Origin of the sequence: Pelotomaculum sp. PtaB.Bin117, assembly GCF_002067195.1 — a bacterium.
Classification (GTDB): Bacteria; Bacillota; Desulfotomaculia; order Desulfotomaculales; family Pelotomaculaceae; genus Pelotomaculum_D; species Pelotomaculum_D terephthalicicum.
Map to the genome: position 1 here is coordinate 1 of NZ_MVQM01000145.1, position 26791 is coordinate 26791.

The 26791-nt window shown below is 45.6% G+C and carries 25 protein-coding genes and 2 pseudogenes; 14 read left to right on the top strand and 13 right to left on the bottom strand.

Features of this window, described 5'->3' with window-relative positions:
* Positions 1–280 precede the first annotated feature (280 nt).
* From trxB to A4E54_RS10385, 4 genes are all read left to right on the top strand, one after another.
* Positions 281–1198, top strand: coding sequence for a thioredoxin-disulfide reductase (gene trxB / locus A4E54_RS10370; RefSeq protein ID WP_240084563.1), 918 nt, complete (start codon positions 281–283; stop codon positions 1196–1198).
* A gap of 69 nt (positions 1199–1267) precedes the next feature.
* On the top strand, positions 1268–4072 hold the full coding sequence (locus tag A4E54_RS10375; RefSeq protein WP_240084564.1) for a helicase C-terminal domain-containing protein: 2805 nt from the start codon (positions 1268–1270) through the stop codon (positions 4070–4072).
* A gap of 266 nt (positions 4073–4338) precedes the next feature.
* Positions 4339–5118 carry an N-acetylmuramoyl-L-alanine amidase gene (locus tag A4E54_RS10380; protein ID WP_240084565.1) on the top strand — a complete coding sequence of 260 codons (780 nt, stop codon included), beginning with the start codon at positions 4339–4341 and terminating at the stop codon, positions 5116–5118.
* Between the two features lie 145 nt (positions 5119–5263).
* The gene (locus tag A4E54_RS10385) at positions 5264–5497 is read left to right on the top strand and encodes a twin-arginine translocase TatA/TatE family subunit (protein ID WP_240084566.1); all 234 of its coding nucleotides are present in this window, start codon (positions 5264–5266) and stop codon (positions 5495–5497) included.
* A 127-nt stretch (positions 5498–5624) separates the two neighbouring features.
* Here the strand turns inward: A4E54_RS10385 and nrfD are convergent, their stop codons facing one another.
* The 8 genes and pseudogenes from nrfD to A4E54_RS10420 form a co-directional block, all read right to left on the bottom strand.
* Positions 5625–6803, bottom strand: a complete 1179-nt coding sequence (gene nrfD / locus A4E54_RS10390; RefSeq protein ID WP_240084567.1) for an NrfD/PsrC family molybdoenzyme membrane anchor subunit — start codon at positions 6801–6803, stop codon at positions 5625–5627.
* 28 nt (positions 6804–6831) lie between these two features.
* Entirely contained in the window at positions 6832–7677 is an 846-nt protein-coding gene (locus A4E54_RS10395) for a 4Fe-4S dicluster domain-containing protein (protein ID WP_240084569.1), read from the bottom strand.
* Between the two features lie 27 nt (positions 7678–7704).
* Positions 7705–7899, bottom strand: a pseudogene (locus A4E54_RS15935) (hypothetical protein); the annotation flags it as partial.
* A gap of 51 nt (positions 7900–7950) precedes the next feature.
* Positions 7951–8259, bottom strand: a pseudogene (locus A4E54_RS15940) (hypothetical protein); the annotation flags it as partial.
* A complete protein-coding gene (locus tag A4E54_RS10405) occupies positions 8243–8539 on the bottom strand; it encodes a twin-arginine translocation signal domain-containing protein (RefSeq protein ID WP_240084571.1) in 297 nt (98 codons plus the stop codon). The gene A4E54_RS10405 and the pseudogene A4E54_RS15940, both read right to left, overlap by 17 nt.
* Positions 8540–8725: 186 nt before the next feature.
* A complete protein-coding gene (tatC, locus tag A4E54_RS10410) occupies positions 8726–9484 on the bottom strand; it encodes a twin-arginine translocase subunit TatC (RefSeq protein WP_240084572.1) in 759 nt (252 codons plus the stop codon).
* Positions 9485–9534: 50 nt separating this feature from the next.
* Complete coding sequence (locus A4E54_RS10415; protein WP_240084573.1) at positions 9535–9747, bottom strand: twin-arginine translocase TatA/TatE family subunit; 213 nt, start codon at positions 9745–9747, stop codon at positions 9535–9537.
* Positions 9748–9834: 87 nt separating this feature from the next.
* Positions 9835–10644, bottom strand: a complete 810-nt coding sequence (locus tag A4E54_RS10420) for a formate dehydrogenase accessory protein FdhE (protein ID WP_240084574.1) — start codon at positions 10642–10644, stop codon at positions 9835–9837.
* 220 nt (positions 10645–10864) lie between these two features.
* Between A4E54_RS10420 and A4E54_RS10425 the strand changes: the two genes are divergently transcribed.
* From A4E54_RS10425 to A4E54_RS10435, 3 genes are all read left to right on the top strand, one after another.
* Positions 10865–11062: a hypothetical protein gene (locus tag A4E54_RS10425; RefSeq protein ID WP_240084575.1), complete on the top strand. Its 198-nt coding sequence runs from the start codon at positions 10865–10867 to the stop codon at positions 11060–11062.
* 128 nt (positions 11063–11190) lie between these two features.
* Entirely contained in the window at positions 11191–11667 is a 477-nt protein-coding gene (locus tag A4E54_RS10430) for a DUF456 domain-containing protein (RefSeq protein WP_240084576.1), read from the top strand.
* A gap of 101 nt (positions 11668–11768) precedes the next feature.
* Positions 11769–12227: an acyl-CoA thioesterase gene (locus A4E54_RS10435; protein ID WP_240084577.1), complete on the top strand. Its 459-nt coding sequence runs from the start codon at positions 11769–11771 to the stop codon at positions 12225–12227.
* A gap of 39 nt (positions 12228–12266) precedes the next feature.
* On the opposite strand, the gene A4E54_RS10440 is transcribed toward A4E54_RS10435, so the two are convergent.
* On the bottom strand, positions 12267–13457 hold the full coding sequence (locus A4E54_RS10440; RefSeq protein ID WP_240084578.1) for a pyridoxal phosphate-dependent aminotransferase: 1191 nt from the start codon (positions 13455–13457) through the stop codon (positions 12267–12269).
* 230 nt (positions 13458–13687) lie between these two features.
* On the opposite strand from A4E54_RS10440, the gene A4E54_RS10445 reads away from it, so the two are divergent.
* From A4E54_RS10445 to hisG, 3 genes are all read left to right on the top strand, one after another.
* Positions 13688–13873 carry an AbrB/MazE/SpoVT family DNA-binding domain-containing protein gene (locus A4E54_RS10445; RefSeq protein ID WP_286726061.1) on the top strand — a complete coding sequence of 62 codons (186 nt, stop codon included), beginning with the start codon at positions 13688–13690 and terminating at the stop codon, positions 13871–13873.
* A gap of 38 nt (positions 13874–13911) precedes the next feature.
* A complete protein-coding gene (locus tag A4E54_RS10450; protein WP_240084580.1) occupies positions 13912–15084 on the top strand; it encodes a LysM peptidoglycan-binding domain-containing protein in 1173 nt (390 codons plus the stop codon).
* A 106-nt stretch (positions 15085–15190) separates the two neighbouring features.
* The gene (hisG, locus tag A4E54_RS10455) at positions 15191–16060 is read left to right on the top strand and encodes an ATP phosphoribosyltransferase (RefSeq protein ID WP_240084581.1); all 870 of its coding nucleotides are present in this window, start codon (positions 15191–15193) and stop codon (positions 16058–16060) included.
* On the opposite strand, the gene A4E54_RS10460 is transcribed toward hisG, so the two are convergent.
* The 4 genes from A4E54_RS10460 to mtnP form a co-directional block, all read right to left on the bottom strand.
* Positions 16061–17359 (bottom strand): amidohydrolase, encoded by a 1299-nt coding sequence (locus tag A4E54_RS10460; RefSeq protein WP_286726064.1) that lies wholly within the window; start codon positions 17357–17359, stop codon positions 16061–16063.
* Between the two features lie 20 nt (positions 17360–17379).
* The gene (locus A4E54_RS10465) at positions 17380–18630 is read right to left on the bottom strand and encodes an adenosylhomocysteinase (protein ID WP_240084584.1); all 1251 of its coding nucleotides are present in this window, start codon (positions 18628–18630) and stop codon (positions 17380–17382) included.
* A gap of 22 nt (positions 18631–18652) precedes the next feature.
* Positions 18653–19690 carry an S-methyl-5-thioribose-1-phosphate isomerase gene (gene mtnA, locus A4E54_RS10470; protein ID WP_502687941.1) on the bottom strand — a complete coding sequence of 346 codons (1038 nt, stop codon included), beginning with the start codon at positions 19688–19690 and terminating at the stop codon, positions 18653–18655.
* Positions 19691–19756: 66 nt separating this feature from the next.
* Positions 19757–20539, bottom strand: a complete 783-nt coding sequence (gene mtnP / locus A4E54_RS10475; protein WP_240084585.1) for an S-methyl-5'-thioadenosine phosphorylase — start codon at positions 20537–20539, stop codon at positions 19757–19759.
* A gap of 553 nt (positions 20540–21092) precedes the next feature.
* Between mtnP and rlmD the strand changes: the two genes are divergently transcribed.
* The 4 genes from rlmD (at position 21093) to A4E54_RS10495 (ending at position 26437) form a co-directional block, all read left to right on the top strand.
* Positions 21093–22499, top strand: a complete 1407-nt coding sequence (gene rlmD / locus A4E54_RS10480) for a 23S rRNA (uracil(1939)-C(5))-methyltransferase RlmD (RefSeq protein ID WP_240084586.1) — start codon at positions 21093–21095, stop codon at positions 22497–22499.
* Between the two features lie 170 nt (positions 22500–22669).
* Positions 22670–23872 (top strand): recombinase family protein, encoded by a 1203-nt coding sequence (locus A4E54_RS10485; protein ID WP_353681834.1) that lies wholly within the window; start codon positions 22670–22672, stop codon positions 23870–23872.
* Positions 23873–23951: 79 nt separating this feature from the next.
* Positions 23952–24848, top strand: coding sequence for a DNA adenine methylase (locus tag A4E54_RS10490; RefSeq protein ID WP_240084588.1), 897 nt, complete (start codon positions 23952–23954; stop codon positions 24846–24848).
* Positions 24849–24862: 14 nt separating this feature from the next.
* Positions 24863–26437 (top strand): ATP-binding protein, encoded by a 1575-nt coding sequence (locus tag A4E54_RS10495; protein ID WP_240084589.1) that lies wholly within the window; start codon positions 24863–24865, stop codon positions 26435–26437.
* The last annotated feature ends 354 nt before the right edge of the window (positions 26438–26791 follow it).

Genomic DNA, 26791 nt, shown 5'->3' on the forward strand with positions numbered 1-26791 from the left:
TCTTTGCCATGCCCATTTTTAGGAATGTCGTGAAAAGGACAGTCTTTTTAGCCTGGCATGCCAGAATTTCCAGTTGCTTTATTCCAGATTTAATGATTCCTCCCATCTAATGCCGAGAGCCTATATATCGTTATATTTAGTTTCGTTGTTTGTATGGAAATTCCTGTACTTCAACAATGGATACTTAAATTTTCCAGAAGATGCATGCAATTTGTTGACGGGATTCTTGCCAATAGGATAAGATTATTTATATATTGAGAATATGCTAGGAGGGCTTTTTTTGGCATCGAAAGACTTAGTTATTATTGGCGGCGGACCTGCCGGTCTGTCAGCAGGCATTTATGCTTCCAGAGCAGCTCTGGATGCCGTCTTGTTGGAACAGGCGTTGCCGGGCGGGCTGGTAATGAGCACGGAATCTATTGAAAACTATCCGGGTTTTTCCGATAGTATCGGCGGTTTTGAGTTGATGGCAAGGATGGAAAGCCAAGCCCGCCGCTTCGGTCTGGAGATTATATCTACTGAAGTGAAGGGCTTGAAACCCGCCGGCAACGAGCTGATTATAGTGACCGGACAGGGAGAAATAACAGCCGGCGCTGCGATTGTAGCCACAGGTGTTCAACCGCAGCGTTTAAACGCAAGGGGAGAGACTGAACTTATTGGAAGAGGTGTTTCATATTGCGCCACTTGTGACGGCCCCTTCTTCCGAAGCAAGAGAGTTGCCGTGATCGGTGGCGGGGATGCTGCTGTTGAGGAAGCTGTTTACTTGACGAAGTTTGCGGAAAAGGTTTTTATTATTCACCGCCGCGGCGAATTAAGGGCTACGAAAGTTGTGCAAAAGAAAGCTTTTGACAACTCCAAGATTGAGTTTGTTTGGCATAGCGTAGTTGATGAAATTCATGGGACCGATTCAGTGAAGGCTGTGTTGACCAGAGATGTCCGCGATAACACAAAGAACCTCCTGCTTGTCGACGGGGCGTTTATCTATGTGGGGAACATACCTGTATCCGGCATCGTCGAAGGGCTGGTTAAACTGGATGAAAAAGGTTTTATTATCACTGATGAAAACATGCATACTTCACATCCGGGTATTTTTGCGGCAGGTGATGTGCGTAAAAAAATGTTGCGTCAGGTAGTGACCGCAGTATCAGATGGTGCGGTCGCAGCTGTGGCGGCTGAAAAATACCTTGAAGGAATTTGACTTCTCAATCTGAGTACTAAAATAGACATGGGCTTTGTTTGAAAGGCTGTTTTTGACAGGAGATAAGTAATGGACAGCAGTTTTGTTGTATGTGATTTGGAAACTACGGGACTGAATCCTTTTGCGGATAAAATAATTGAAATAGGTTTGGTGCGGTTGGAGGATGGACAGATATCAGGCAATTTCCATACCCTGGTCAACCCCAATCAATCACTTAACTTGAAAATAAAAAGGTTGACCGGTCTTGACGACCGTGATTTGTCCGGTGCGCCCGTTTTATCCGAAGTGCTGCCGGAGGCTCTGGACTTTATTCGTGACAGCTCAATAGCGGGGCATAATATTGATTTCGACCTTGGATTTCTGGCCGCCGCGCGGGGAGAGCCATTACGCAACCCTTCTTACGATACTCTGGAACTAGCCCGTCTTGTTGTGCCGGACTCAAGCAGCTTTCGGCTGAGCGCCCTTTGCCGTTATTTCGATATCGAACTTAAGGCCGGCCACCGGGCGCTGGATGACGCTGTTGCCACAGCGCGCCTTTTAACCGTATTGCTCCAAAAGTTCCGGGAGGCAGATATAAATGTTCTGAATCAGTTGATAAAACTCCTGGCGGAGGCACGTTCAAAGTGGCATGGCTTTGCTGTTGATGTGGCAAAGGAATTGCTGAAGGTGTTCCCGGATAAGAAGATATCAGCAAACCCTTACTGGCGCAAAGATGGCATGGCTTTTAAGGAAACAAAACCCCGGGAAAAACAAAATGAAAAGGAAAAAAATTTGCTCGACCCGGTTTATGTTGCTTCTCTCGTCGGAAAAGAAGGAGCGTTGTTGAAAGCTATTGCCGGTTATGAATACCGCCCTCAACAAGAAGCAATGGTTGGTGAGGTTGCGGAGGCTTTCAACGAGGAGAAATATCTGATGCTGGAGGCGGGAACCGGGGTGGGCAAGTCGATGGCCTACTTGATTCCGGCGGTTTTATGGAGCCTGAAGAACAGGGAGAGGGTGCTGGTGGCCACTCATACGCTCAACCTCCAGGAGCAGCTCTGGCTAAAAGATATTCCTGTGCTGGCAGGAGTGATTAATCAGCAGTTTCGCGCGTCTCTGGCCAAGGGAAGACAGAATTATATTTGCCTGCGCCGCTGGTTTAATGCCTTAAACGGTTTACACCAGCCGGATGAGGCGGCGTTTTTCGCCCGGGTCCTGACCTGGTTGGCATTAACAAAATCCGGGGACCGAACCGAGCTAAACGCCACTCCCGGTGAAGGAGATTACTGGCTTTCTATTTGCGGGGACGCGGAAAATTGTCTTGGAACAAGATGCCGCTACCGGATGGATTGTTTTGTAAATAAAGCGAGAAAAGCGGTTGAAGAAGCCGACTTGGTGATAACAAACCATTCCTTGCTGTTTTTAGATATCAGAAATGAAAACCGTGTGCTCCCGGCTTACGGACCGTTGATCATCGATGAAGCCCACCACCTGGAAGACTCGGCCACAAATCACCTTGGCAGGCAAGTTACTCAAAGTTTGGTGAACCGCTGGCTTAACATAACCGGAAAAACATTAAGTAGATTGACGGAAACTATCCCCCCTGGTGATCGTGAGCAATGGGAACAGGTGTTAAGAGCAGCGATGCAGATCAGGTTGGAAACCGTTGAGAACGCACGCCTTTTTTTCCAGACGCTTGGTGGGCTGGCTGCAAATAAATCAAACGGCAGCGGCATAAATTATCAATCCAACCGCACAACTCTGCGGTTGCCTGTTAGTGATGATCGATACAGGTCTATCGGCGAGGAGTTAATAAACTTATTACGTACACTCTCAGACGCCGTAAAGAAGTTGTCGGAATTCATGGATCTATGGTCGATATCCGCGGAAGTATGGACTGAACAAGCTCGTGACCTTTTGCAAATTGCCCAATCTGGCTTGGCTTTGACCGATGAGCTATTCTTTATCTTGGAAAGCGCTGATGAAGAGTTCGTTTATTGGGCGGATATTGAGTTTTTTGCCGGAGGTATGTTAAAACACTGCAGCTTGTCGGCGGTTCCGATAAATGTTGGTGAAATGTTGTATAAACTTTTCTATAAAAATAAAAAAACAGTGGTTTTTACTTCAGCGACTCTATCAGTAAACGGAACTTTCGCTCATTTTATTGAGCGGGTAGGCTTGGATTACCTCCCGGCAGGGCGGCTGGCTGAGGCTCATTTTGATTCGCCTTTTATTTATGAACGTCAAGCGCTTCTTTGTATTAACCGTGACCTGCCTGTTCAGGGAGAAGTGGCGGATGAGCTTTATCTGGAAAAACTTGAAAGTATTCTTGCTAAACTGATTGGTATTACTCATGGAAAAACCCTTGTCCTGTTTACTTCGCACATGATCCTGCGTGAAACATATAATAGACTGAAACCCAAGCTGGAAAACATGGATATTTATTTGCTGGGTCACGGGATAGACGGCAGCAGAACAAGAATCCTAGAAGAATTCAGATCCTCGGAAAGAGCGGTGCTCTTCGGCGCTTCGAGCTTTTGGGAAGGGGTGGACGTACCAGGAGAAGCTTTAACCTGTGTGGTTATGGTAAAATTGCCTTTCTTGTCGCCTAAAGTTCCGGTTATAGAAGCCCGTTTGGAGGATTTGGCAAGGAAGGAGCGGGACGGCTTTAAAACTTTTAGTGTTCCCCAAGCTGTAATTCGTTTCAAACAGGGATTCGGCAGGCTGATTCGCAGCGGCAGCGATCGTGGTTGTGTTGTTGTCCTTGACGCGAGGATTCTTAAAAAAAGTTATGGCAGACAATTCCTGAGAGCGCTTCCACTAAAAAACCATATTCGCGGCGGTACTGACATGATCACGAAAAAACTGTCAGACTGGTTTAGTGGTGGCGCTTAAAAATAATTAGCACATTCAGCAATGTTTTGAAATAGTATATTAACAGTTAACTCTAGAAGGAGTGTGATTCATATTGCGAGTATATTTTGTTAAGTTGCCGTCTTTTATCAGGGCGTGGTTGTTGAAGATTTATAAGTAGTCATGAGGAAGTTCTATGTAGATTATAAACCCGTTTTAGGGGCAGGCCGTAACCTGTCCCTTCATTTATATACATATTTGTATCCGGTCCGGCATACTTTCTTAAAAAGAAAGGGTGGGGTCTGATTTTGTCTGTATTTGTGCGTATTTTCCATTTTAAAAAAGGATTTGTCATTACTATATTATTATTGGCAATCGCATGTTTGTATGGCTATAAACATGTTGCTTCGCGTCATGAAGAAAAGTATATAGCAGCTTTGTCCTGGGTAGTTGCCAATAAGCTGATTGTCATTGACCCCGGACATGGCGGGGAAGATCCGGGGGCCATAGGTACTACCGGTGTTCATGAGAAAGATATTGTCCTTAGTGTATCTAAAAAACTTGCTACTATATTAAATGAAGCCGGCGCGGAAGCGGTACTGACCAGAGAGAGCGACAGGGACCTAAGCGACGCAAACGCCGGTGATTTGGATACTGCAAAAATTCAGGATTTAAGCCGCAGGGTGGATTTGGCTAATAACCGTGGCGCAGACATTTTTATTAGTATTCATGTGAATAGTTTCCCGGATCCGCGGGAAGACGGCGCACAGACCTTTTATCAGCCGGGTTCGGAAGAAAGTAAAAAACTTAGTGTGGCTGTCCAAGATGAACTAAACCGGTTTTTAGCCAATCCGGGACGGGAGGCAAAGCCGGTTGACTACTTTGCCAACCGGATGACGAAAATGCCCAGCACAATAGTGGAGATTGGTTTTATCACAAACCCAAAAGAAGAAAAAATGATGCTTGACCAGTATTATCAAGGAAAAGTGGCATGGGCTGTTTACGCGGGGATAGTACGTTATTTTGCACTGTCAAAACCTGCTTTTGCAGTTCCTCTTAGCCACTTTACTGATATAAATAAAATCTAACCTTAATATATGGAACGTTAATATATGGATATCCCGTGAGTTATTTTTTATCTTAGCCGTGCAGGATTTTTTGCTGTTAGTCTCGAAATTTATTAACTGTCAGTTGCCTGTACGATGACAAGAAATATCATTAGGAGGGTTAATTATGTTTCCTAATTTGGGGATGTCCGAGATCGTTTTGATCTTAGTTATCGCACTAGTGGTTTTCGGCCCGCGCAAGTTGCCTGAAATCGGTAAATCGCTGGGTAAAACAATAAATGAATTCCGCAGAGCTTCAATATCCAGCTTCAGTGGATTAGATGATGCAACAAAAGTGGTGAAAGAAGAGGTAAAAGAAGAGGATGTGCAAGTTGTAAAAATAGCTCAGGAAAAATCATAATATCGCGCGGGAAAAAGGGGCTATGTCCAAACCATAATGATTCCAAAAAGAGATCCCGTATCACTATTAAGTGGTACGGGATTGCTGTTAAATCATTACTTAATTTGTTTAATGCATGATTTTCAGGTTATGCTTCCACGCTTCTGCCGGTTGTAACACTTTCCCCGGAAGATAAGCTTTCTTGCTCATGATCTTCTTTAACCAAAATCGGGAAGTTTTCTACTACAAACAAGTAGGCCAAGGCTAAAACGCTCCACATGCCTAAAGTAATCAGCCACTCCCAGATGCTGGGGAAGTAATGGCCGCCCGCGCTTTGAGCCATACCTGTGAATACCACGTTCATGCGGTTGAACACGACACCGATTACTACCAAGGCTGAGGCGGTGACGACGCCCCATTGCGTCTTACGGATGGCGGGAATTGCGTACATGAAGATGGGGGCCAGTATAAATACGATCATTTCCACTAAAAACATGTTGCTTTCAAAAGAGCCGTTAAAAGCCATGGAATATACGCCGCGGTAGCTTAAGTCAATTATTTTAACAATAAAGTAGACAATCAACATCCACATGGTGACTTTAGTGAGGCTGGCAAAAATATGCGTTTCCGGCTTTCTGTTATAGGCCCTTGCCGCCAAAGTTCCTTCTATGGTTACCATCGCCGGCCCCAGGAAGAAGGCAGACCAGACAAAGAAGAACGGTATAATCATGGACCACCATAATGGATTGAGCCGGTCTATTGTTACAATATAAAGCGAACCCAGTGAAGACTGGTGCAATGTGGGTAAAACAATACCCAGGATTGTTAAAGGAAGCATGGCTTTGCTTAAAATTTTCTTCAAAGGAGCAATCTTTACTCTTTCAAAGAATATATCCCCAAACTCTAATACCTGTACTGTGGTATACAGCGAAATGCACCAAAACACTTCAAACAGCACCGAGTGGAAACCCCAGTAGAAGAAGGGCCGCCAGCAGTTAGTCCATCTTCCGATATCCAGCAACAAACTTACCAGGGCAATGATATAACCAATCAACGAGGTTAACAGCGCGGCGCGGGCAATCGGCAGATACTTTTCTTTGTGCAATACGTGGACAATAAATGCCGTGCTGAAGCCGCCGCCCGCCAGGGCGATACCGCAAAGCAAGTCAAATCCGATCCACAAGCCCCAAGGCCATTCGTCACTCAAGTTGGTTACCGCACCGAGCCCGAATATAAAACGCGCGAGGGCGACTACAACCGCGATACCCGCTAAGCCAATCAATACATACCTGAATGGAGTAAGCTTAAAACTCCAGGTTTTTTGCATTTTAATATCACCTCCATTTTAGAAAAGTCTACTCATCTTTTTTTTCTTCAATTGTATTGACAGCTTCGTATATTTCTCCATCATGATGCGCTTCCGCGCGTCTTTTCGTATAAAAATTCAAAGCCGTCAGGATGGCGCCCCAACCGACAAAGATATACGGTGTCCATTTAAGCACATCCCAAGTTAGAGACGGTATGGACCTTTCGGAGACATCTTGGCCGTACGCTTTAGTTTTTAAGCCAATCTCATCAAAAGGCACATCAGAAATATAAAGCCAGGATGTTCCACCGTACTCTTTTTCCCCGTATACCCGCTTGATATAGTTGGGATTGCTGTTAATTCTCTGCCACGCCTCTTTTAGTAGGGCGTCTCTTTCACCATATTTCAAGGTGCCTGTCGGGCAAGCGGTAACGCAAGCAGGTTTCATGCCTTCTTTCATGCGGTCGTAGCAAAACCGGCACTTTTGCACAAAAGGAAGGGCTTTGTCCCATTGAAAAGACGGCACTCCAAACGGACAGGCAATCATACAGTAACGACAGCCGACGCAATAATCCTGATTTAATTCGGTTGGCTTATAGATCACCGCACCTTCTTGAGTCTTTACGAATGAATGAGTGAAACAAGCCGCTTCGCATGCGGGTTCATCACAGTGCATGCATTGTCTTTTGACAAAACGCCACTTTATTTGCTCGTCTTGTTCAACAATATGGTAGTTAACCACTGTCCAGTTGTCCGCATCCACTTTTCCGGGGGCGTCCCAGTTATTTGTGAATTCGGATTTGCCGGCCGGTAAGTCGTTCCATGTTTTGCAGGCCACCATACAGCTCCGGCAGCCGATGCATCTGGAAACGTCCACCAAAACACCCTTTGACATCCTCACACCTCCAGTTTCTACTTGGAATCAACCTAGTGTATTTGCATTAAATGCGCTCTTTGTAATATTACAGATAAAAGCTTTATACTCAGGGATCATCGTGTTGGCGTCGCCAACGCAGGGTGTTAAATCGTTCGCCGTGCTGCCGGGAGCCAGTCCCTGATAACCCCAGTACCATGGTGAACCAATAATTTCCACTTCTTTTTCGTTGACTTTCAGCGGTTTTAGAATAGGCATAACGTTTACTTTTACACTTAATCTCACCGGCATCAGCTCGGCAAGCATCAGGCAGTTTCTCGTTACCGCGCCGCTCTGGTAATGTTCGACCAAGCGGTGGGTAGTGGCGATGTACGGAGAGTCAGGGCTGGCTGTTTGCGCCAGCTTGGAAAACTCTCCTTTATACCTGGCGGCAACAGGGTTGTTTTGTTGTTTGCTCATAATACTCGTTACCGGACTTTCTACCGGCTCATAATGTTCAGGGAGAGGCCCGTTCTTCATGCCGCTAGGAGCGAACAGCCGCCCTGCTCCCTCAGTGTTCATGATAAAAGAGTTGACCGCCGACTTATCAGGCGGTATGACGGTACCCGTAGCGGTGTCTTTTATGCCGAAATCGGCCCTCAATGTTGATTACCTTGTCGCCTTCAGAATAAACAATAAGACCGCAACCGCAACCGCAAAAAGCACAAACAGAAGCTGTTTCCTTGGCTTTTTTTATTTTTAGCGGCCCCGGATCAAAAGTTGGTCGGTTGCTTTCAGCGGTGTTGGCTATGGCCGGCACAGCGTTTACTCCTTTAAACAAAGCTGTTCCTGCTGTGCCCAAGCCAAAGATTTTTAAGAAATCGCGGCGACTAAGTTTATCCATAGGAATATCCAATCCTCCCCTCCTTCAAATGAAAATATAAAAAATCTCTCAAAAAATCTCTCCTTGTTAAAAAAAACAACTAACAAACTAACTTAAAAATAGCAGTTAACTCCCACCTCTCTTTCAAGGGGCAATAAATGTACATTTTAATTGTATATAATATGTATATAGTTTTAACGCTTTAGTTTAAGTGATTTCGGCCAGTTGCTGACGCTGCTTCTTCCGGGCAATACCCCGTTCAACAAAGCGCACAATTATTGCGCTTAATTCATAGAGCAAATACATCGGACCAGTCACGATCGAGCAAGTTATTATGTCCGGTGTCGGTGTGATAACAGCTGCCAGCACTACAATAGCCAGTATTGCGTAGCGCCGGTTTTTCGCTAAAAAACTATAAGTAATTAGCTCAAGCTTGGCTAAAAAATAGGTGATTAAGGGAAATTCAAAAACAACACCAAATGGTAATAGAAAACCAATAGTAAAAGATATATACTTATCGATGGTCAGCATGGGAGCTAATTCAGGCCCGGCGAATTGCAATAAAAAAGTGATCCCTAAACGATACACTCCCCAAAACCCGAAGGCCACACCGCCTATAAAACTAATAAATGAAATCAAAACAAAGAGGGTAAAATATACCCTCTCATTTTTTTTAAGAGCGGGGACAATAAAGCTCCAGACCTGCCATAAAATAATTGGCAGAGAAGTCAGAAAACCGACAAAAAACGACAATTTGATCTTGACAAAAATAGGTTCTGTTACTCCGGTAAAATTGGCTCTTTGTCCAACATTTGTCAGCGGTTCCAGCAATATTGCCAAAATCCGGTCACAAAAAAAATAAGCAACCACAGCTAAAATAGTTGTACTGACAATAGAAATAATTAAAACCCGACGCAATTCTTCCAGGTGCTCCAACATAGGCATTTCGTCGGTATTCTTAGCCACTTTGTTTTCCCCCGCTTAAGGTATTGCTATTTTCTTTCTATATAACTCTTTTAACTCTTTGCCGCTTTAATTGCTTGTTGTCCCTCTTGCTCCGCCACTACCGCGGCTGACACCGTGTCATCCATGACTTCATTTGATGAACGTCTAAATTCCTTGATCGTTCTACCAAGCGACTTGCCCAGTTCCGGCAATTTGCCCGGTCCGAAAATAATTAGAACCACAGCTAAAATTAAAACTAACTCCGTAGCACCAATGTGTGGCATTGAATCATGACCTCCTTTCCATGTCTATATTTGTATACGACATAAACGGCTGAAAATCCTGCTGGATAATATTATTTTTAAGATACGTCAAAGGCCTGGCGGCGGATCGAGTTGCTTGTTAAAGTAGCCTTCACTTATCGCCAGCAGATCAAGATGCATCGTGTTTATATCTTCCAAGAATAAATTCACTCCATCTTCTCCGGCTTTTCTCTCATCGACGGTTTTTATATAACCACGGCATTCTTCACATACATAAACCCTGTATTTATCCATTCCTTCGATGGTAATGAATTGAGATTCATTACTGTAGCAAAATGGGCAGCCCAGGCGTTGAAAGCGCCATTTCGTTTCGCATAATCCACAGTACAAGTATCTTCCGCCACTTTCTTTTTCGAGTAAGGCAAAGTTGGGCCGGCCGCCGCAAACCGGGCAATTCCCTTTTAACCAATCCTCAGTATCAACAAGGGGTAACACTTTTTCCACATACTGCCGCATAAATAATTTAACAGTATGATTAAGCAATAAGCCAAAAGTATCCGCGGGGAGATCTTGTTGAAGATAAGCCAGCAGGTTAATTCCCGGGATAAATGCTTTGCCAACAAATGATTCCTGCTCGGCAGGTTCGACCGGGAGGGCGGATTCTATTTGATCAATTTCCGCGACTGTATTAGGATGAGTCTTTTTGATTATCCCGGCGACTTGGTGTAATATATCAAAGAAATCGGTACTTTTTACGCGGGGAGGGTAAATATTGATCAGGGGGCTGATGTTCTTATCTGCGGGATTAGATGATTCAGGAATAGGAGAATTAAAAGTAACGGCATTTTCCGGTAGTAAAATCTGATCTAATTCCTTATAGAAGTTAACTAACATTTGCTGAATAAAATTATTTTCCATGTAAAGCTCTCTCCTTCAGTGTTTTTTCCCTGAATTCTTTTTAATTCTATTTATTTTGTTGTAAACTGTCAAGAAGATTCCCTGGGCAGACCCATTAAGCTTTGCACAACGCATTATCATCATCAAACCAAGTATTTCAGTATCGTTTGAATATTTTAGAGTAGTTAGGTAAAGATAATTTATGATTAAAATTTGTCGTTTAAATTTAGGAGGGTAAAATATGTTTTCTTATCGCACCATTGCCGGAATCGGAGCCGCCACGCTGGCGTTATTGATTTTATCCAGGGCTAACAAACATTTGCGCAGAGGGACCTGTGATTTCGCAGGCAATTATGCAAGAAATACCGCGGGACGCGTGGAAGGAATTATTCGCAGGCGTAAAATAAAAAATTTAGATATAACCAATGATGTTATTTAAGATTGGGTAGGGTGATTTTAACAGGTCATAAGAGAGAATAAATTGGGTTTATTACAAATGCGCCACTTAAAGTGGCTTATTTTGTTGTATAATATATGGTAGTAATTTATGGAGAGGAAAAATTAGCAATGTCATTTGCTGGAATGGCGATAGCGGTTGTTTTTTTTACCGCCGGAATTATTGGCACGTTCTTACCGGTTTTACCCGGAGCGCCTCTAATCTGGTTAGGGATGTTGATATATGGTTTTTTCGTTAAGTTTGCCAACCTGTCATGGCTCTTCTTTGTCGGTCAGGGATTGGTTGTGGCGCTGGTATTCTTAATAGATTACCTGGCAGGTGTATGGGGCGCCAAAAGATATGGAGGATCAAGGGCGGCGGTTTGGGGAAGCGTCCTCGGCGGCATTATAGGAATATGGCTGCTGGGCCCGTTTGGACTGATTTTCGGTCCGTTTATTGGCGCGGTGCTAGGGGAGCTTTACCGTAAAAGCGATCTGAATAAAGCTTTCCAGGTCGGTATCGGCACTATAATCGGATTTATGGGCGGAACCATTTTAAAACTAGTAGTTGAAGTGTTGATGATAATATGGTTTTTTACCGTTATATAATGAGAGAACGGTTTATATTCTCGAGATGTTCCTGAATTTAAGAATGCTGAATTTTGAATATCTGACAGTGGTAATAAATATAGTTTGGGAGGAAAACGGCAATGAAATCTGGTAGGGACTACAATGTCAATGCGACTGTGCAGGTGGAGTTTACCGTTCGCTGGGGTGACTGTGACGCCGCCGGTATAACTTATTACGCCAAGTATTTTGACTGGTTTACAGACGGCCGTATCGCCTTATTGGAAAAAGTCGGCTTGCCCTACATGGCCACCTTTCATAACCACGGCATCGAGCTAGTGGTTATTGACGCCTTCTGCCGTTACAGGTTATCGTTGCGGCCTGTGGAAAAAGTTTTCCTGGAGACCGGCATATCCTCGTTAACCAGGACCAGGATAACATTTACATACCGCATTTTGAAGGAAGACAACACAATTGCGGCTGAAGGAAGCACAAATCACGCTTTTGTGGATGAACGGGGCAAGCCGTTTAATTTAGCAAAGAAACATCCTGAATTGTGGGATGAAATATACCGTACTTTAGGTGACGGGGGTAAAATATAAGATTATCGATATGGCGACCAAGGCAAGGGGTTTTATTACTCAGGGTTGCAGCCCCAGCTCACTGGCCAAAGCCTGGAAAGCAGGCAGTGATCTCAAGATCATCTGTTTATTGACACAGTATGAGATGCGAAAATACCCCGGCGTGCCGAAACCGCTGCCGGGCACTACCAGTATATTATGTTTTTGGGCGATTCCGGCAAACTCCACGTCATTTTTGACAGGGGATTGCGGGAAAATGTAAAAAGCCCCCTGAGGCTTAATCATTTTAAAACCCATTGCAGTCAGGTTGTCATAAAGGAGATCTCTTTTTTCCTGATATTCGGCGACGTTGACGCTTTCATGCTGCAGTCCGGCCACAAGGCGTTGCATCAACGCCGGGGCGTTGACGAACCCGAGAGTGCGGTTGCAAAAAACAAGACCCTCCATTAACAGGTCGGCCCGCTCAATATTAGGTGAAATGGCCGCGTACCCGATGCGTTCCCCCGGCAAGGCGAGGTCTTTGCTGTGGGAAGTGACTACGATGCTGTTTTTGATATATTTGAAAACACTGGGGACGGTAATGCCGTCGTAGGCGATCTTCGCGTAAGGTTCGTCGGATATGACAAAAACCGGGTGTCCAATCTCTTTTTCCTTGTTTTCGAGTAATTTCCCCAAGTTTGCGAGTGAGTCGGCCCCGTAAACCACGCCGGTGGGATTGTTGGGGGTGTTAATGATAATTGCTTTAGTCTTTGCTGAAATGGCAGTGTCGATAGCCTGCAGGTCAAGCTCGAATTCAGCGGTAGTCGCCACTTCTTTGACCACTCCACCGTGGTTGTCTATATAGAACTTATATTCCACAAAGAAAGGAGATAAAATAATGACCTCGTCGCCAGGATCGAGGATGGTTTTGAGCGCGACATTTAACGCTCCGCCGGCTCCACAGGTCATCACGATATGATTTTCATTTAAAGGAAGACCGCTCTGTTCCGCCAGCGTTTTAGCCACAGCCAGGCGCGTTTCAGGATAACCCGCGTTGCTCATGTAGCGGTGCATGCCTGTAATTGGTTCCAGTGACAGCTTCTTTAGCGCTTCCTTAAAGGCTTTTGGGGGTTCGACATCCGGGTTCCCAAGGGAAAAGTCAAAAACATTTTCCTCTCCGAACTGTTTCCGCAACCTTTCCCCTTCCTCAAACATTTTTCTGATAAAAGAAGCGTTTGCGAGCAATGTATTAATCTTTTTAGAAATCGTCATTATTTCCACCTCTATATCGTTAAATTGTATTATTGTTATCTTATACTATTTTGAGAATAATTCAATATTAGATTGTTATTGAGAATCACTAAGCCGTTGTCGAACGGGAGCGTTTAATTCGTCAAATATTGACAAAATACTGCAATAATACCCCCTGGTTATTAATTTTAAGCTACCATATAATAATATCGCAGGCATGAATTACACGCAACAAGGAGATGGAAAAGAAGATGACAGTAATAACTGGTATGACTCCCAATGGCCAGATAACAATACCTCGTTCAATAATGAAATTGCTTGATTTAAAAGGTGACAGTGAGGTATCCATTGAGATTGTTAACGGCGCGGTTGTTTTAGAAAAGGTTGAGGAGATGGTTGAGAATAAGGAGGATGGCTTGATTTTTAAAGCAGGTTAAGAATTACTCAGTAATATCTTGATTAAGGATGATTTTATATGCCTCTAGTTCAGGCAAAAGTAATTTTTAATAAAAAAGAATTAGACGGCCCCGTTCAAGTCGGGTGGGGTAGAGTTACCGGCAATGGAATCAATCTGGTGGCCGTCGCCGGTAGGAAGTTGTTTTTGTTCTCTCCTTTGGAGCAAAGCTACAGTCTTGATGCCGTAATAGATGCGGAAACAACAATATTAAGCCTGGCAGTGGGACTGCGGGAGCAGGATATTGATAAAATAGTTTTGGGAACAGCGGATAGAGTATTGGTTTACGGTGAGGGGACAGGCAATGAAGCAGGTTCTATCGTAAAATTATGGGAATCGGGAGCCGAGCCGGGTGCTTTATTTGTTGATCTAGCCTTGGCTGTTTTGAACAGTGACAGCGTCGAAACGATCATCGCCGCGTCTGAAGGCAAGGACGCGCTGTATTTCTATCAAGCCGCCGGGCAGACTGCCGCCTTGCAGCAGTTTGAGTTGCTGGCAATCAGGGTATTGCCGGGGCCTGCTCAAAAAGTGACTGTACTGTCAAGGAGCGAATCAGAGATCCCGTTGGTTGCGGCCGCTTACAAAAACGATGATACCTCCGGGCTTTTGACTCTATATTATACTGAAGTGGGTTTTGCGGAAGGACCTGCGCAAGAAAACCTGCCGGCCAGGGTGAGTTCGCTGACTGCCGGTGATTTAAGGCCCGCTCCGGGGGATGAGCTGGTCTGGGGCGGTGAAGACGGAATATTCAGGATTATTGAAGTTAACGAGGAATTAAGAACGGTCCTTGAATCCGATAACCTTGGCAGCAGTATACCGGCGCTGACCGCGGGCAATTTGACAGGAGGAGATGCAGAAACATTATTGGCAGGCACTCCGGAAGGCTTTCTTTTTGGCTACGGCGCTCCGGTTGAAAACAGCCGTCCTGATTGGACGGTGCTGATCGGCAATCCGGTAAACGATCTTGCCGTTAGTGAAGAGGGTCTTGTCGGGCTGGGAACGGGGGACGGCGGCCTGCAAGTGTGGCGTTTGGTGCCTGAAGGTTTCTTGACGCATGTGGTTCGAACTGGAGAGACATTAGAAGCAATCGCAGCTATTTACCATACGACAATAGATATACTGGCTGAAACGAATCGTATAGCCAACCCCGATTTAATTTTCCCCGGACAGGTATTGCTGATTCCGCAGCTGTAATGAGTAAATAGGCAAACTGTTTGTGTTGACACTCCGGTAGACGGGCGATATACTTTTACAATAATAAGTAGCAGGCTAATAGGCAAATACCGGAGGAGGATTAAACTTGAAACTACGTCTCGGCTTACCAAAAGGCAGTCTCCAGGAGGCTACCTTTCAACTTTTTAAACAGGCTGGTTTTAACATATCCGTCCGTAGCCGCTCCTATTTCCCGGCGGTAAATGATCCCGAACTGGAGATAGTGCTGATGCGGGCGCAGGAGATCCCTCGCTATGTTTACGAAGGAGTGCTTGACGCGGGGATTAGCGGGTTGGACTGGATTATGGAAAACGAGGCGGATGTGGTTGAGGTTGCCGACATGGTCTATGCCAAGAATACCTCAAATCCGATCCGCCTGGTCATTGCAGTGGCCGACAACAGTGACATAAAAAACGTGTCTGATCTTAACGGCAGGCGTGTTGCGACCGAACTGGTCCGGGTAACAAGGAAATACTTGGCAGAAAACAGTGTCGATGCTTTAGTCGAGTACTCTTACGGCGCTACAGAAGTTAAAGTACCCCATTTGGTTGACGCCATAGCGGACATAACCGAAACGGGAAGTTCGCTGAAGGCTAATAATTTGCGTATTATTGCCACCATTCTTGAATCAACCACCAAACTGCACGCAAACCACAGTTCCTGGGAAGACCCATGGAAAAGGGAAAAACTGCAGAGCATGGCCGTCCTTCTGCAGGGGGCGCTTCGTGCCAGGTCTAAAGTCGGGCTGAAAATGAATGTGCCCGGCGCAATGCTTGAAACCATTCTTGATGTCTTGCCAGCGATGAAACAACCAACCATATCACAGCTGGTGCACAGCGACTGGGTTGCCGTAGAGGTTATCCTGGAGGAAAGACAGGTGCGCGACCTTATTCCCGCGTTAAAGAAGGCCGGTGCGCAGGATATCATTGAATATCCATTGACCAAGGTGATTCCGTAATCATCCGGTCAGCCGGTTTGCCCTCAATTGCGCTTCCCGCACAACTTCTTCTTCGTCCATTGTCAATACTTGTCTGTGCTCCATGAGAATCTTGCCGTCCACTATCACTGTGTCCACATCGGCGGAATGGGCGGCGTAAACCAGGTTGGCAGTGAGGTTGTGCTGCGGGCAAAAGTGCGGGCGGCGTTTGTCGATTAAGATTAAGTCCGCTTTCATACCTGCTTTCAACAGGCCGATTTCACCGTCCAGTCCAAGTACACGCGCGCCGTTGGCGGTAGCTGTCCTTAACGCGGTAAAGGCTGGCATTACAGTTGGATCACCGGCAGAAACTTTCTGCAGCATGGCGGCGCTGCGCATCTCTTCCAGCATGTCCAGATTGTTATTGCTGGCTGCTCCGTCGGTGCCCAGGCCGACATTGACGCCGGCTTTCAGCAGGCCTGTTACCGGCGCGGCGCCGCTGGCCAGTTTCATATTGCTTTCGGGACAGTGGGCCACTCCGACGTTATTTCGGGCCAGAATCTCCATGTCCGCGTCGTCCAGGTGGACGCAGTGGGCGGCCAGCACCGGCAGCGCAAAAAGTCCCAGACTGTTCAGGTGCCCGACAGGGGTTCTGCCGTAGCTGGTCTTAATTTGTTCCACCTCGCTTTTCGTTTCGGCCACATGAATATGCAGGCCGGCCCCGTATTTACCGGCCAGTTCGATCACCTGCTCAAGATATTCGGGCGGGCAGGTGTACGGGGCGTGCGGACCAAACATCACTTTAATCCTGCCGCCGGCCATGCCGTTCCATTCTTTAAAGAAGTTAACGTTTTCTTCCAAAGCCAAAGCGCCATTTGGCGCGTTGCCAATCAAGCCCCGGGAGAGGCAGGCGCGCAGGCCGCTTTTTTCCACGGCCAGGGCAACCTGGTCCATGATAAAATACATGTCCGCGAAAGTGGTGGTGCCCGATTTAATCATTTCCAGGCAGCAGAGCATGGCGCCCCAGTAAATATCCTCAGGCTCCAGCTTATCTTCCACCGGCCAGATTTTTTCTGAAAGCCACTCCATCAGGGGCAGGTCGTCGGCGTAGCTGCGCAGCAGGGTCATGGCGGCATGGGTGTGGCAGTTGATGAAGCCGGGCATGGCAATCATGCCGGAACCGTTAATAATCCGTTCCGCCCGGCCTTCCGGGGGAATCGACCCGCGCGGCCCCAGAGCGGCAATCCGTCCGCCTGTGATAAAGATCTCACCATTCTCGATGATATTTTCAGACCCCTCCATGGTGAGAACAGTTGCTCCTTGAATCAATATGTCAGCCATCAGAATCCTCCTGAAATTAGTTATTCTTGCCAGTTGCTCATATACTCGGATTGTTCACCGGTCAGGTGATCGATTTCAATTCCCAAAGACTTTAGCTTGAGATAAGCTACCCGCCGGTCTATTTCTTCCGGCACGCGGTAAAGCTTTTTGCTCATTTTACCGGCGCTTTCTTTGATGTGCCTGGCTGACAGCGCTTGAATAGCGAAAGACATATCCATAATCTCCGCCGGGTGGCCGTCACCGGCCGCCAGGTTGACTAGGCGCCCCTCGGCCAGCAGGTATATCCTGCGGCCGTCTGCCAGGGTAAACTGCTCGACGTTTTGGCGGGCCAAGCGGCGTTCCACTGTCAAGCCGGCTAATTCCGGCTTGTTTATTTCAACATCAAAATGACCGGCGTTGGCCAGGATGGCGCCGTCTTTCATCTTATTGAAATGAGACCGGCGCAGGACATCACGGCAGCCTGTCACTGTGACGAAAACATCACCTTCTGAGGCAGCCTGTTCGCTGCTCAGCACCTGATAACCGTCCATGCAGGCCTCGATTGCCCTGACCGGGTCCACTTCGCACACAATCACCCGCGCACCCAAACCTTTCGCGCGCATGGCGATACCCTTGCCGCACCAGCCATAGCCCAGCACCACGACAACTTTTCCCGCCACCACCAGGTTGGTTGTGCGCATTATTCCGGACCAGGCTGATTCGCCGGTGCCGTACCGGTTGTCAAAAAGGTACTTGCAGAAAGCGTTGTTTACCGCCATCATCGGGAAAAGCAACTTTCCTTCCCGGTCGAGCGCCTCCAGCCGCCTGACTCCGGTTGTGGTTTCTTCACACCCGCCGATGATGTCTGATGCCTGGCCTTTGCGCTCGGTATGAAGCAGGTTGACTAAATCCCCGCCGTCGTCGATTACTATCTGGGGCCGGGTATCCAGCACATGGAGCAAATGTTCCTTGTATTCCTGGTCAGTGGCGTTGTACCAGGCGTAAACGTTCAGCCCGGCCGCGGCCAGGGCGGCTGTTACGTCATCTTGGGTGGACAGCGGGTTTGAGCCGGTTATGGCAACTTTTGCGCCGCCGGCTTGGACCACTTCAGCCAGATATGCCGTTTTGGCCTCCAGGTGGATTGATAATGCCACCCGCAAACCGGCAAACGGCTTATCCCGCTCGAATTCTTCCCTGATGGCGTTTAACACAGGCATGTGCGCCCGCACCCAGTCTATTTTCAGCCTGCCGCTTGGCGCGAGGTCAATATTTCTCACTATATAATCAGGCATGTTGAGCAGTTTCCTCCTATTCTCAAATATTTATTAATTTCTCAAGGTTTTCCCGGTAAGCCGGGTAGACAGCGCCTTTTTCGGTAATAATGCCTGTTACCAGGTGATTAGGAGTTACGTCGAAGGCGGGATTCCATGCCTTCACCCCCAATGGCGCCACGGGTTTTCCAGCCAGATGGGTTATCTCAGCTTGATCGCGTTCCTCTATCGGAATCTCCGCGCCGGATGCCAGGCTCATGTCTATGGTAGACGTCGGCGCGGCGACATAAAAGGGGAGGTTGTGGGCTTTGGCCAGAACCGCCAGGCTGTATGTGCCGATCTTGTTGGCCACATCGCCGTTGGCCGCGATGCGGTCGGCTCCCACAATGATCAAATCTACTTTTTGGGTGGCCATCAGGTAGCCGGCCATGTTGTCTGTGATCAGAGTCACCGGAATATGCTCGCGCAGCATTTCCCAGGCCGTCAGCCTGGCGCCCTGCAGAAGAGGCCTGGTTTCGTCGGCAACGACGCTGATATTCTTGCCTGCCTCCCGGGCCGCCCTGATCACGCCAAGCGCGGTCCCGTAGCCGGCGGTGGCCAGCGCGCCGGCGTTGCAGTGGGTGAGAATACGAGCCCCATTTGGTATTAAAGCCTGCCCATGTCTGCCGATCCTGCGGTTGGTCTCAACATCCTCTTGACAAATGAGGTTGGCTTCTTCCAGGAGTATCGCCCGCAATGTGTTAATATCTTCACCTTTATCTATATGCAGTTTTTTAATCATTCTATCCAATGCCCAGCGCAAGTTCACCGCGGTGGGCCGGGTGGCCGACAGCTCCCGGGCGATTGCCTGCACCCCTGAAATAAATTCTTCTTTTTTTTGCGCATTCAGCTTCATTGCCCCCAGGGTTAATCCGTAAGCGGCCGCTGCGCCTATGGCCGGTGCTCCACGCACAGCCAGTCTTTTGATTGCAACGGCAACGTCAAGGTAGTCCCGGCACTTTAAATAAGTTATTTTAGCAGGCAGTTCGGTTTGATCCAATAGTTCCAAACAGCCTTCTTCAAGCCAGCGCATCGTTTCCAAAAAACCTTCTCCTTTTTGTAAATCAATTGCAAAATAAAGCTCACAGCCTGGAGCTTGCTGTTCTTGCTATAGCGGATCTATCACATGATGACAGAAACAGACGCGCTCCTGATCAATCCAGACAACAGTCTGCATCAAAAGCTTTCTGATGTTCTCGCTATTCAGCGCCATCATGTCCAAAACTTCCTGGTGAGTAAGGTTGGTAGATGATATGCCGGCGGCATAGTTGGTTACCATGGCGATGGTTGCGTAGCACATTTCCGCTTCCCTGGCGAGCGCAACCTCAGGCACTCCGGTCATACCAACCAGGTCGCCGCCGAACAGGCGGTACATTTTTATCTCAGCGGTTGTTTCAAAACGGGGACCTTCGGTGCATATATAAGTACCGTTAGCGTGGGCAATCAACCCTTGTTCGCGGGCCGCCCTGGAAAGAATGTCTCTTAATCCCGGACAGTACGGATTAGTCAGGTCAATATGGACCACACCGGCGTCGCCACCTTCAAAAAAGGTTGTCTGCCGGGTTTTGGTGAAATCTAAAAACTGATCAACGAAAACAAAGTGGCCCGGCTGCATGGACGGATTAAGTGAACCTACCGCGGCGGTAGCCAGCACATATTTTACCCCGAGCTTCTTTAATGCCGCTATGTTGGCGCGGTAATTAACGAGATGCGGAGGAACAGAGTGTTTCTCTCCGTGACGGTTCATAAAAGCTACCTGCCTGCCCTGATAGTCGCCAATTTTAAGCTGGACATCTCCGTATGGAGTAGGAACTGTCTCATCGCGGATATCATTCATAATGTCGGGATTATAGACACCAGTGCCGCCGATAATGGCAATTTTGACGCTCAAAATGACGCCCCCTATTTCTGTAAATTTTGGTTCGATAGTGATTTTTAATAATGTAATTATTCGCCTCTTGCACATTCATTCCTTTTTTTGATCTATTGTATAAGAATAAAATGGCCAGGACGCGCAAAAATGCTGCTGTATTTCTCAGGAGTCAGCTCTTGTTCAGTCGCCGGAATTTAACATTAGTATCAAAATGACAGCTAGGACAGGCGAACAGGTGGACACAAAAATCATGGCTGTATGATCTGTAGCCGTCCTCATAAATTTCCTGTTCGAGGAAAGCGCTATAGTTGTCGTAAAAATCCTGAATAACACCGGCGTCATACATTGAGCAACCGCATAACGGACAGTTTTTACTTACTGTAACAAGACTATTGCACACAGGACATACGGACATAATTAGATCACCTTCTTGGATTACGTTATTTAAATAGCTGCCCAAAACCATTGACAACCACGATGCTTAAATTGTAATATGCGCTGGAAAGGTTGCCGTTATGAACAAAGAGGGAATACTGTCTTTAAAAAACCGGGATGTTTTTCGGAGGTTACTTTGATAACAAGACTTCCTTTAAGAATTGGAGAAAATGTTGCGGTTGAGATTACTGGCCTGACTCATGGCGGGGACGGTGTCGGGCGCCATATGGGCGTAACTGTCTTTGTGCCGCTTACCGTTCCCGGTGACAAGGTTATAGCTGAGATATCGGAAATAAAGAGGAATTTTGCCCGCGGCAAACTTAAGATGATTTGCGCCGGAGCACAGTCGAGGCGTGAACCGCTTTGTCCAGTTTATGCCCGCTGCGGGGGGTGCGGGCTCCAGCAAATGGCTTACGAAGAACAACTCAAGCAAAAAACCCGCATGGTGAAAGATAGCCTTGCCCGTATTAGCCGCCTGTACGAGGTTGAGGTTAAAGAAACTATCGGTACGGAATACCCCTGGCATTATCGAAATAAGGCCAGCTATCATGTGGAAGAAAAGCAGGGTGGTGTGTCGCTGGGTTTTTATGAAAGAGGCACTCACCGTCTGGTTTATAATGCGGACGAAGAGGGAATAGCCAGGAATGGCCCCAGGTGCCTGCTGGTGGATGAAGACTTGAATAAAACGGCTGAAGTAATTGAAACAGTTTTAAATAAATACCGGGTGGAAGTGTATAAGCATCGCCGGCGCCGTGGATTGCTAAGACAGGTTGTTTTACGAAAAGCAAACGCCACCGGTGAGTGCATGGCCGTTTTGGTCACGGGACCGGGAGAGTGGCCGGAAGAAAAGACTATTGCCGCTGATTTGTTAAAACAACTGCCGGCGTTGACATCTTTGATTAGGAACATCCATCACGGTCCCGAAGGAATAGAGATGGGGCTTGAAAATAGGCTTCTGGCCGGTCAGGAATACATGACAGACTGTATCGAAAGCCTCGCTTTTCGCATCTCAGCCGCTTCATTTTATCAGGTAAATCCCCACCAGACGCCTGTGCTGTATAATAAAGCGCTTGAATACGCCGGACTGACCGGTGGGGAAACAGTTGTGGACGCATACAGCGGCACTGGCACAATTGCCCTTTTTTTCGCGGGGCATGCCGGAATGGTGTACGGACTGGAAGTGGTGCCCGGGGCGGTGGAGGATGCCAGAGAAAACGCATTGTTAAACGGAATAAAAAACGCAGAGTTTCTGCACGGTGAAGTGGAAAAGCTCCTACCCGCACTGGCCACGCAAGGGCTTCGCCCTGATGTCGTGGTGCTGGACCCGCCCCGCCGGGGCTGTCGTGTTGCCGCCCTGGAAGCGCTGGCAGATATGGAAGCCCCGCGGGTTGTATATGTGTCATGCGATCCCGGCACGTTGGCCCGGGACTTGGGCTATCTGGCCGGTAAAGGATACGCGATTGAAGAGGTGCAGCCGGTGGATATGTTTCCGTGGACGACGCATGTGGAAGCCATAGTCCTGTTGCAACGTCAGAAACCTTGATAAATAAAGAGGTCGCGAGATTATAAGTGGAAATATGCTTTGACGTGAGTGAATGCCCTCACGTCTTTTTTTTTGGTAGAATATAAATGGGATACCCATTTTACATAGATAATTAAGGAAGGCAAATGAAAAATGTAAGGATTATACCTGCTATACCCAAAGAAAACAAAATGCTCAAAGTTGCCGCCTATTGCCGGGTCAGTACATCCGGACCGGAACAACTACGCAGCCTTGAAATTCAGATAAAAACCTACACCAAGTTTATACAAAGCCATCCTGATTGGATTATTGCAGGAGTGTTCCATGACATTGAAAGCGGTTTGCGCCGAAGTGGCAGAACCGGACTGGACAAAATGCTCAAGAAAGCGGCGAAAGGAAATATCGATTATATTATCACAAAGTCAATCAGTAGGGTATCAAGAGATACTGTGGAGGTTTTGAAAATTATAAGATTTTTAAGAGAGCGAGGGATCAATATGCATTTTGAAAATGAGAAGCTGGATTCAATCAATGTGGACAAAGAATTTGAGATTGCACTGAGGGGTATGCTGGCGCAGGATGAGAGTCGGAATACTAGCGAAAACATTCAGTGGGGTTTTCAGCGCAAGTTCGATAAGGGTGATATCTTCACGAAGTATAAAAATTTCATGGGATACACTTGCGTAGACGGCGAGATTGTTATTGTTCCGGAGCAAGCGGAAGTGGTCAGAAATATATTTGATTTGTATTTAAAGGGATTGACGTTCGGGCAGATAAAATCTTATCTGGAATCTCAGGGGGTTAAGACCGTGACGGGCAAGGAGCATTGGGACACGACAACGATCCAGAAGATGCTAAAAAACGAGAAATACAAAGGCGATACTTTGCTGCAAAAGACTTTTACGGAAGACTATATGACAGGTAAGAAAGTCAAGAATATTGGACAACGCAGCCGGTATTATGTAAAGGACAGCCATCCGGCTATTGTTTCTGCTGAAGTGTTTGGTAAAGTACAGGAAGAAATGGCTAAGCGTGCAAGATTACTTCATAATGATGATGGCACAATAGAATCCAGCGCTAGTAAATATAACGGGAAATACCTTTTGGGGAATCTACTTGTCTGCGGTAATTGTGGAGCATCTTATCGGAGAAGAACGGAAAGGGGTAAGGTGGTCTGGAGGTGCGCGACAAGAATTGAAAAGGGTAAAGAGGCATGCTCCCATTCCCCCACCTTGTGTGAAGTGTGGGTTAAGAACATTCTTGGCAAAATGGTTTACGAGAATGGCGCTTATGATGAAAACATTATTAGAGATAATGTTGATAAGATTCTGATTTTTGATAAGCATATAGAAATTCGTAACATAGATGGTTCTAAGATAAATGTTTCAATTTGATTGTTTTTTTGTTCTGTATATACTATAATTTGGATATGCAGAGTTGTGTCAAAAATTGTAATGGCGGGGAGGTGTTTTGTTGAATCGATCTCCATTAAGGTATCCTGGTGGTAAAAGCAATATTACTCCATTAATTAAATTTATTATTAAGAAGAAAAGTGCCAATGCGCTTGATTGTTTTACATATATTGAGCCATTTGCAGGCGGCGCAGGAGTCGCGGTAAACCTTCTCCTCGACGGCGTGGTTTCTTCTGTTGTAATAAACGACTATGATAAAGCAATCTATTCTTTTTGGAGAGCACTAAAAGATGAGACAGATGCCCTTATAGAATTAATAAGAAGAACCCCAGTTACGGTCGAAGAATGGTATAAACAAAAGAATATTTACTTGGCAGAAAATCGAAAATATTCATTGAAATTAGGTTTTGCTGCCTTTTTTCTTAATAGAACTAATCGTTCAGGCATCCTTAATGCAGCAGGACCCATAGGGGGTTATGAACAAAAGGGTACGTATTTGATTGATGCTCGGTTTAACAAAGAAGTATTAATAGAACGCATACAAAATATTGCGGCTCACAAAAAGCATATTTTTATATACAACAAAGAAATCAGGAGTTTCATAACCCAAATACTGCCTAAATATAGGAATCATGCATTTGTGTACTTTGATCCACCGTATTTTTCAAATGGGAAAAGACTGTACAAGAATTTTCTTAAACATGAGGATCATGCTGAAATTGCGAGATATATAAGTCAAAATGTTTTGTGTGATTGGATATTGACGTATGATGACGCTCCTCAAATTCATGATATTTACTCACAATATCAATATACCGCCAGAAAATATAATTTGAATTATAGTGTAGCGAATAAGGGAAAAGGAACCGAGTTGTTATTATTTAAATCGCCAGAACTGTTGCCGACAAAGCAGGAGATGGATTCATATCTGAGGCATTTAGCAATTAGTACATATTAAGGTGGGGCTAGAAGATGTATAAAAGCATCAAGATTAGGGATTTCAGGCTATTCAAAGATCAGAAAATATTATTGGGTAAATATCTCACGATTCTGAGTGGTCGAAATTCTACAGGTAAATCTACAATCCTTGGAATGATTGCAAACTCTGGAGAACTAAAGAAGAAAGATGGAGTAACATATTTATTAAAACCTTTCCGAGCTGATTTTAGTGAGCTGTTTAAGGGTAGCAAGACATTTGATACTATTGGAGCAAACCGTTTTGAAATCACTTTATGTGATAAGGATGGTAATGTTTTTGACTATAGAAGTTTTAGAGCTGCTTGGCAACAAAAGGATAAAGATAGAAGGCACAAAACATTGACAGAGGATAAAAGTGAGACAGCAGAAGAACTTGATAAATCAATGAACGATATTCGTTCTGTAAAAAGAGATCGGTTCCGCATTATACCATTTAAGAAAGAAGATGGTAAACAAACTGAGGCCAAGTTTAACTACCCGGTTCTTTACCTTGGCTTATCACGTTTATTTCCTTTGGGAGAGTCTAGCGATGACTCAATAGCTACAAAAGCTATAAATTTTAAAAGTGAAGATCATAAGAACTGGTTTATCACTAATTATAAGTCTATATTGTCAATGCAGACGGATGTTAAGGATATAACAAATTACAGTATCGGCGAAACTGACAAAAAGAGTGGTATTGGGATAAATACAGATGAATACGATTATCTAACAAATTCATCAGGTCAAGACAATTTAGGTCAAATTCTTCTTGCATTGCTTTCTTTTCGAAAACTTAAAGAAGATAGTGGCACCGCTTGGAATGGCGGCATTTTGTTAATTGATGAAATAGAATCTACTCTTCATCCGGCAGCCCAGAATAGGCTGGTTCAGTTGTTTATTCAAGAAGCACGCGCAAATGAGCTTCAAATTGTCCTGACAACACATAGTATAAGCCTAATTAGGGATATTTGTGGCAAAACTGCATATAATAAACACGATGATAACGTGAATAACGATATTGAGCTTTATTACCTCACGAACGCTAATAGAAGGCTTGAAATAAAACGCAATATCACTTTCACAGAAATTGAGCGTGATTTGTCTGTGACTTCCATTGTCCAAAGTTACAATAAAGTTAAGGTGTATTCGGAAGATAGCGAAGCAAGGTGGTTTTTAAAATACTTGATTCCGGAATATTTGATTTATCTGGAGTTACTAGAAACAACCATCGGCTGTGACGAGCTTATTAATCTATATAATGCTGATATATCATATTTTGGAAATATCCTTATTGTTTTTGATGGTGACGTTTCGGAAAAGCAATTGAAGAAAATACCTGATCCTTTACGAGATAAGCTTGGAAATATAATTAAGCTTCCAGGCGATAAACGTCCTGAAGAAATTATTTATGAATACTTAAAAGACCTCCAGCCTGATGGAATGCCGAGACAAGCTCATTTGGCTTTACTTGGGATTATTTTAATGACCACGGGCCATTATCTGATGATTACAAATCAGAAAAGGAGCGTGAAAAATACAAGAAGTGGTTTATCGATCACAAGCCTTTTTTTGAATCGACCAAGCTGATAGACTTTTGGTTGCGTGACAATCCCGATATTGTAAGTTCTTTTAGGAAAGAATTTCAACTGACATACAATCGCATTGCAAAAAGAACTGCTGCTTCGGAGATGAGGTAGTACAACAGACTTGAAAGTTACCACATATAAGAAGTGTATAATTCAGAAGTAAATTGAAATATACCCTTCCACCAAGGGGGTACCAGACTGGTACGACATACTTATTATATCCTCAAGGCATGTGGAAGCCATAATCCTGTTGCAACAGCGGAAACCTTGATGAATAGCTGGTTTGAGGGATTATTGGAAGAAAAAATGCTTTTGCGTGAGAGGATGCTTTCACGTCTTTTCTTTTGTAAAATAT

Excerpts from the sequence above, each read along its gene's own strand:
- A4E54_RS10375 (WP_240084564.1), top strand. The coding sequence starts at position 1,268 with ATGGACAGCAGTTTTGTTGTATGTGATTTGGAAACTACGGGACTGAAT.
- A4E54_RS10385 (WP_240084566.1), top strand. The coding sequence starts at position 5,264 with ATGTTTCCTAATTTGGGGATGTCCGAGATCGTTTTGATCTTAGTTATC.
- nrfD (WP_240084567.1), bottom strand. The coding sequence starts at position 6,803 with ATGCAAAAAACCTGGAGTTTTAAGCTTACTCCATTCAGGTATGTATTG.
- A4E54_RS10395 (WP_240084569.1), bottom strand. The coding sequence starts at position 7,677 with ATGTCAAAGGGTGTTTTGGTGGACGTTTCCAGATGCATCGGCTGCCGG.
- A4E54_RS10405 (WP_240084571.1), bottom strand. The coding sequence starts at position 8,539 with ATGGATAAACTTAGTCGCCGCGATTTCTTAAAAATCTTTGGCTTGGGC.
- A4E54_RS10415 (WP_240084573.1), bottom strand. The coding sequence starts at position 9,747 with ATGCCACACATTGGTGCTACGGAGTTAGTTTTAATTTTAGCTGTGGTT.
- A4E54_RS10420 (WP_240084574.1), bottom strand. The coding sequence starts at position 10,644 with ATGGAAAATAATTTTATTCAGCAAATGTTAGTTAACTTCTATAAGGAA.
- A4E54_RS10425 (WP_240084575.1), top strand. The coding sequence starts at position 10,865 with ATGTTTTCTTATCGCACCATTGCCGGAATCGGAGCCGCCACGCTGGCG.
- A4E54_RS10430 (WP_240084576.1), top strand. The coding sequence starts at position 11,191 with ATGTCATTTGCTGGAATGGCGATAGCGGTTGTTTTTTTTACCGCCGGA.
- A4E54_RS10435 (WP_240084577.1), top strand. The coding sequence starts at position 11,769 with ATGAAATCTGGTAGGGACTACAATGTCAATGCGACTGTGCAGGTGGAG.
- A4E54_RS10440 (WP_240084578.1), bottom strand. The coding sequence starts at position 13,457 with ATGACGATTTCTAAAAAGATTAATACATTGCTCGCAAACGCTTCTTTT.
- A4E54_RS10445 (WP_286726061.1), top strand. The coding sequence starts at position 13,688 with ATGACAGTAATAACTGGTATGACTCCCAATGGCCAGATAACAATACCT.
- A4E54_RS10450 (WP_240084580.1), top strand. The coding sequence starts at position 13,912 with ATGCCTCTAGTTCAGGCAAAAGTAATTTTTAATAAAAAAGAATTAGAC.
- A4E54_RS10460 (WP_286726064.1), bottom strand. The coding sequence starts at position 17,359 with ATGGCTGACATATTGATTCAAGGAGCAACTGTTCTCACCATGGAGGGG.
- A4E54_RS10465 (WP_240084584.1), bottom strand. The coding sequence starts at position 18,630 with ATGCCTGATTATATAGTGAGAAATATTGACCTCGCGCCAAGCGGCAGG.
- A4E54_RS10485 (WP_353681834.1), top strand. The coding sequence starts at position 22,670 with ATGCTCAAAGTTGCCGCCTATTGCCGGGTCAGTACATCCGGACCGGAA.
- A4E54_RS10495 (WP_240084589.1), top strand. The coding sequence starts at position 24,863 with ATGTATAAAAGCATCAAGATTAGGGATTTCAGGCTATTCAAAGATCAG.